Annotated in this window: 5 protein-coding genes; 3 read left to right on the top strand and 2 right to left on the bottom strand. The window is 36.3% G+C overall.

Annotation, left to right across the window (positions count from 1 at the left end):
- Nucleotides 1-39 precede the first annotated feature (39 nt).
- On the bottom strand, nt 40-519 hold the full coding sequence (locus ACFOU2_RS00195) for a hypothetical protein (RefSeq protein ID WP_377911122.1): 480 nt from the start codon (nt 517-519) through the stop codon (nt 40-42).
- 661 nt (nt 520-1180) lie between these two features.
- On the opposite strand from ACFOU2_RS00195, the gene ACFOU2_RS00190 reads away from it, so the two are divergent.
- On the top strand, nt 1181-1438 hold the full coding sequence (locus tag ACFOU2_RS00190; RefSeq protein WP_377911120.1) for a hypothetical protein: 258 nt from the start codon (nt 1181-1183) through the stop codon (nt 1436-1438).
- Between the two features lie 369 nt (nt 1439-1807).
- Here the strand turns inward: ACFOU2_RS00190 and ACFOU2_RS00185 are convergent, their stop codons facing one another.
- Nucleotides 1808-2119 carry a hypothetical protein gene (locus ACFOU2_RS00185; protein WP_377911118.1) on the bottom strand — a complete coding sequence of 104 codons (312 nt, stop codon included), beginning with the start codon at nt 2117-2119 and terminating at the stop codon, nt 1808-1810.
- Between the two features lie 354 nt (nt 2120-2473).
- On the opposite strand from ACFOU2_RS00185, the gene ACFOU2_RS00180 reads away from it, so the two are divergent.
- Nucleotides 2474-3061: a MarR family transcriptional regulator gene (locus ACFOU2_RS00180; protein ID WP_377911124.1), complete on the top strand. Its 588-nt coding sequence runs from the start codon at nt 2474-2476 to the stop codon at nt 3059-3061.
- Between the two features lie 1534 nt (nt 3062-4595).
- Complete coding sequence (locus tag ACFOU2_RS00175) at nt 4596-5180, top strand: DUF3967 domain-containing protein (RefSeq protein ID WP_377911116.1); 585 nt, start codon at nt 4596-4598, stop codon at nt 5178-5180.
- The last annotated feature ends 133 nt before the right edge of the window (nt 5181-5313 follow it).

The raw sequence follows: 5313 nt of genomic DNA, 5'->3' as shown, positions 1-5313 counted from the left end.
TTTGTTTTGCGGTTAGTGTCAGCTACACTGGTACTATCCCTATTTTTCAGATGTCTTACTGTGTAGAGATACAAAATTCTGTAAAGGTTCCAATAATTTTTCTACATCGAATTCTGTTAAGTGTGCTTTAAATCCTGAATCATAATATTTTAAATTGTTTTCAAGAGATATAGAATAATTATCTATCGTAAATATACCGTTGCTATCATGATAAGCTTCAAATACATATCTGGTATTAACAAGTACTTCATCCCAGAGTAATGTGTAATCTTTTAATCCTAAACGTCTCTTAGTAAATTCATCAAGTGGTTCTTTACGTTTCTCCCCGTAATGCTCCTCGTTCATACGTTGAGCGTAATCCCCTAACTTCGCAAGGATAAAATTCAATGATTTTAAATCAATTTCTTCCCCTTTGTCATTAACAATCTTAGCTTGCCACTGTGTAGCATCAAAAACTATCTTCCAGTTACAATTATTAAACTTAGCAATAACATCTTTGAACAATTCATGTTTATCCATAAAAATTCACTCCTTTGTTTTCACCTTCTAAGTTGAAATTTGCATAGTAACCCTTAATGAGTTCTAAGGTCTTTATACTGTCTACGTGGACATACTTTATTTTCGTGTCTTTTCTCGTAGTTAGAAATTCATCCTACTGAAGTAACTAACGTCGCAAGGTGTTAGGGTTCACGTTAATCTGTTCGTTAATCTGTTTAGCGACTGCTGAGACTCTTATGTATTTTTCATTTATTCATCCATTCACCACCGATTCACCTGTTCATCTAAACTCTTATTTCTGTTTATTATGCTAAAATCCTTTAGATGAACAGGTGGTAAGATGACGAATAAGTGAACAAATAGATTAAACTCCGCATAAAATCAAGGTTTATTCGAAAATAGTCTGTAAAAAAACAAAAGAGGACATGTTATAATTTCATTGCATAAAACCCCATTTTTTATGCATCTTTAGGCGCGCTTGAGCGCGCTCAAACGTTGATTCCTCAACGATGTATAAAAAGATGCATAAACGATAAAAGTGGACGATGTGAAACCCCTTGGGTGCCAAGGGGTTTTTGTTATGGTAACTTCCTCTAAGAATGGTTATGTAAACTAGAAATGTATAGATTATACATTATTCTTTTTTTGGTAAAATGGGATAAAAAGGAAAGGGAAGAGCGCAGTGATTACTTTATTAACAAGTATCGTTGGCCTTATCTTTTGGATTCTTATCATAGGTTCAGTGGTTTTATTTATAGTTGGTATGTGGAAGAAATCTTGGAAAGCATTGTTATGTAGTGGAATCATATTCTTACCGACGGCATTATATTTTAGTGGTGCTGAAAATTGGATTCAAGCAATAGCACTTTTCCCTGTAATTCCATTTGCAATGTCTTATTACTATTTTCGTAAGAAAGGACCAAGTAATATTGCTAAATAAACTACTTCCTACTTCGGATCTTATGTCAACAAAAAAGGGGTTGGGTATCTAAAGGACGCCCAACTCCTTTAAATCGGGTACCCTGTGGGTATCCAATTTTTTGTCTTGAATCAAAAAAAGTTATGTCGACACTAGGTCTACAGTATATCGGCACGTCGGGAATTTTTGTGATATCAGGGCTTCGCTAGGCTTTGCCTAGCATATCACGGTAAGTGATATCAAAAATCCCTTATGCTCTTTTTTTTCGATAATACTTAGGGGAGTTTTTAATTTCATGAAAGTAAGACCATGATAACATTTGTTGGGATAGATGCATACAGTGGTATATAGTAAAAGCCTCTATCTGTTGAGAGCAAATAGAGGCCTCTTTTAATTGTGCTTATGTTTATACATTACATTTTCCATATGCGGTTGTTTATGCGGTTGTTTAATAAATATATCTTCCATATGCGGTTGTTTAATGAATACAGATTGTTTTTGGGTAATATGAGGGTGATGATATCCATGGTGTCCATAATGATGGTGGTGATGGTACGCCATTCCATAAGAAGGATGGACGTATCCCATAGGAGATCCGCAGTAAGGACATGGCATATATGCTGTTCCATAATGATGGTGCATATAGTCTCTCGTATCTGGATTTACGTTTTCGTATGAATTCATATTTTCGTTTGGATTCACGTTTTCACCTACTTTTTTGAAGAAGAATGTTTAGCCTTTTACATGCTATGCTCTATACCTAGAGAAAGAGCTTATCTTTACTTCAAATTAGGTGATTACCTATTCCTTAAACAGGAATATGTTATGATAATGTCGAAATACAGACAAAGTAAAAAGCCCTCAAGTTTGGCGACTCCGAGGACTTTTTACAGGACAAATATCGAAGGGGTTAACCCTTACTTATAATGTTATGTACTTATATTCTATCATAGGTTGGTTAACTCCTTCTAGAGAGAAGGAGAGGAAATTTTTGTGAGTAAGAAAATTATTGATTTTGAAAAAGCAGAAAAGAAAGCAAGAGCAAGAGAACGCCAGATGGACGAATTAATTGGGCAAGCTGAGATCGGTTTAACAGCTGAGCAACAAAGAATGCTTCTAGAGATTTTACATAATGCAACTGGTGAAAGTTACTTCATCGGGAAGAGGAAGAAAAAAACTGATGGGGTGAAGTTCGTGCAGCTAATTATGGAAAATATTAATTATTTATGCGAAATAGGTTATCTAACTACAGCAGAAAAAGCTTTTTTATTTGATATCACTCCTTATTTAGAATTTAAAACTAATATAATAATTGAACGATCTAGTGACGAGGAAGAAATAGATGCTAATGCTGCTACACCTAGCTATCTAGCAAGTAAATTGAAAAAAGAACGTGCTAATGTTTCTAGAGTTATGAATAGTTTACTAAAAAAAGGAGTATTAGCAGTTGCTGAAGCTGGAATGACAACTGAAGATGGACGTATATGTACGAGTCGAACTTGGTTTGTAAATCCCAATATTATGTGTTGTTCTCCAAAAGATGGAGTAGATAAAGCTACTAAAAAGATTTTTAAAAAATCACTTCATAATTTTGTTGTTGAAGGGAACAGCAAAAAACATAAATTACCTATTTATCTTTTTTAAAATGCAGGATAATTTTTATCTTGCATTTTTTTTTTTTTTTTTTTTTTGATTTTGAGGTGTGTCGTTTTTGACACACAGGTGTGTCAAAAACGACACACCTCATGTCTCTTAAACCCTTGATATTACTGCATTTTTGTATTTTCTCTATCTCACTCTATATATAAGCGCTCGGAGAACGCTCAAGGACCGGGTAGTATTCCCCTAAAAACCAGGGGAATCTCCACCCTGGCTATCGCCTCCTTGACCGTTCTCCGGTCGGCTCGTGGTCGCGGCGTCGCCAAGCCGACAAACCCAAAAGCAAGTTCCCGGGTCATCGGCTTGATCGCACCAGTATACGAGCCGACACGCTGGTGCATCCGTTCCAAGTAATGTGTTCTTTCGAGAACAAGTAACGCTATAGCGTGGGGGTCTCCCCCACACCCCCGGCCAACCTCCACCCCAAAAGCAAGAAATGAATCAAACTGCGTAAATGAAAAAGAAAAATGATGTAAAAATAAATGTGAAAACAAATATAAAAATAAATCTATCGATCACCTTTTACATTTATTTTTACTTTTCAAGCGAGTGAAGATAGATATAAAAACGGTGTAAAAATGGATGTATTGACCACATTTACTATCCAATTTACTTTTTTGTATTAGAAGTTGTAAAAAATATTGCATTAATTGTTCTATAAATTGTTCAAAAAATTGTTGCTACCATATAGAACATTTTTTGGAATTATGGCGCGGATTGAGCGCCGCCCGCCAACATTGGTTATTCACCTACAGCCCTAGGGTGTGCCTATGCCTGCCGTCCTGCCGAACAGTCACGGAATGGAAGTATGGAATGCCGTGACTGTTCGGCAGGACTATAGGTAAATAACCCACTTACCTTTCCAAACAAAAATGGAAGGGTAAGTGGGTGTTGGCGGGCGGGATGGATGGTGAGGATGGAAGAGAAGGAATGAGAGAGTGAAAGAGAATATGTGTATAGAGTAGAAGAGTGGTAGAAAGATCAGGGGAAAGTAAGGAAAGAGAAGAGGAGCAGGAAGGAATGGAAGTAAAAGATAAGGGAACGGGTAGAAGAAAAAATGTAAAGAAGCTTGTATAAGGGTTTAAAGGGGTTTTTAGTAGTTTTGGTGGTTTTATATTGGTGTAATTAAATAAACGTCTTAAAACGAAATCTGAGGGATTAGAGAGGTATTGGGGCTGGAGCACGAAGCGATTTATGCCGAGAAAACTTTTGGTGAGGGAGAACCCCTAAAGTAAAATCGCGGAGGTGGCCCCAGAGGGTGGTTTTGGCCCTCTGGGGTTGCCTTCGGGGTTTTAAGGGGTGCAGGTTCCGTCACCAAAAGGAAATTGGAATAAAAAGCGTTTTAAGCTGTTTAGATGATGTTCAGATGGAGTATGTTTAATATATTTTTTTATTTTTTATCTAAACAGTTATCTAAACAACAAAAGAGGTGAACCCTTGTCCGGAGCTGAATTGTTTAGTTGTTTGAATGGTGTTTAGTTTAGATGTTCAGTTGTTTAGAAGGATGGTGATCTGAACAGTGGAGAGTACAAAATGTTGGTTGTCAGCTGAAGAAATAGCAAAGCAAGTAAAAGTTTCAGCAATGACAATTAAGCGTAACTGTCAAACATATAAGGACTTTGTGAATGTAAAACAGGGAGAAAAAAATAAATACTTGATTGATAAAGATTGTGTACCGGTGTTTCTTTTTATAGCTAAGATGAGGAATAAACGAAACCTACAGTCAGGGCAGATTATAGAACTATTAGACAAGGAAGGGTTCCCTCGATTTTTAGATACTCCGATCATTGAAACATCTAAACAGATATCTGAACAATCCCATTTATACCAAGGGTTTGTATCTGTTCAGGAAGTAGAGAAATTTGTTTCTGATAGAGTATCCGAGGAAATGCAAAAACACGAAGAAGTTTTAAAAAAATGGTTTCTGGAGCAACAAAAACAACAACAAGAATTTCAACAGTCATTGGTTCAGAAGTTAGAGGAGAGAGATCAAAAGTTGTTACAAGCTGTTCGTGAGATTCAAGAATCAAGAAAAGAAATTGCAGCAGCCAATCAACAAAAGGAAGAAAATCAACCGAAAAAGAAATGGTGGAAATTTTGGTGATAGTGTTGGAAATTTGAGAATAAGACATATAGCGTACATATTGATAAGACCGCCTTATAGACTCTAGGGTAATGGGCGGTCTTTGCTATGAATATTCTATGAAGTTTGCTACAGGGTAAGCCAACAGAAACGT

Origin of the sequence: Bacillus songklensis (assembly GCF_042649685.1) — a bacterium.
Lineage (GTDB): Bacteria > Bacillota > Bacilli > Bacillales > Bacillaceae_H > Bacillus_BA > Bacillus_BA songklensis.
Note: the sequence above shows the minus strand (reverse complement) of the source record. Positions and strands in the feature narration are given on the sequence as shown.

Bases quoted from the DNA above. Each gene is read 5' to 3' on its own strand.
- ACFOU2_RS00195 (WP_377911122.1), bottom strand. From the start codon at position 519: ATGGATAAACATGAATTGTTCAAAGATGTTATTGCTAAGTTTAATAAT.
- ACFOU2_RS00180 (WP_377911124.1), top strand. From the start codon at position 2,474: ATGGACGAATTAATTGGGCAAGCTGAGATCGGTTTAACAGCTGAGCAA.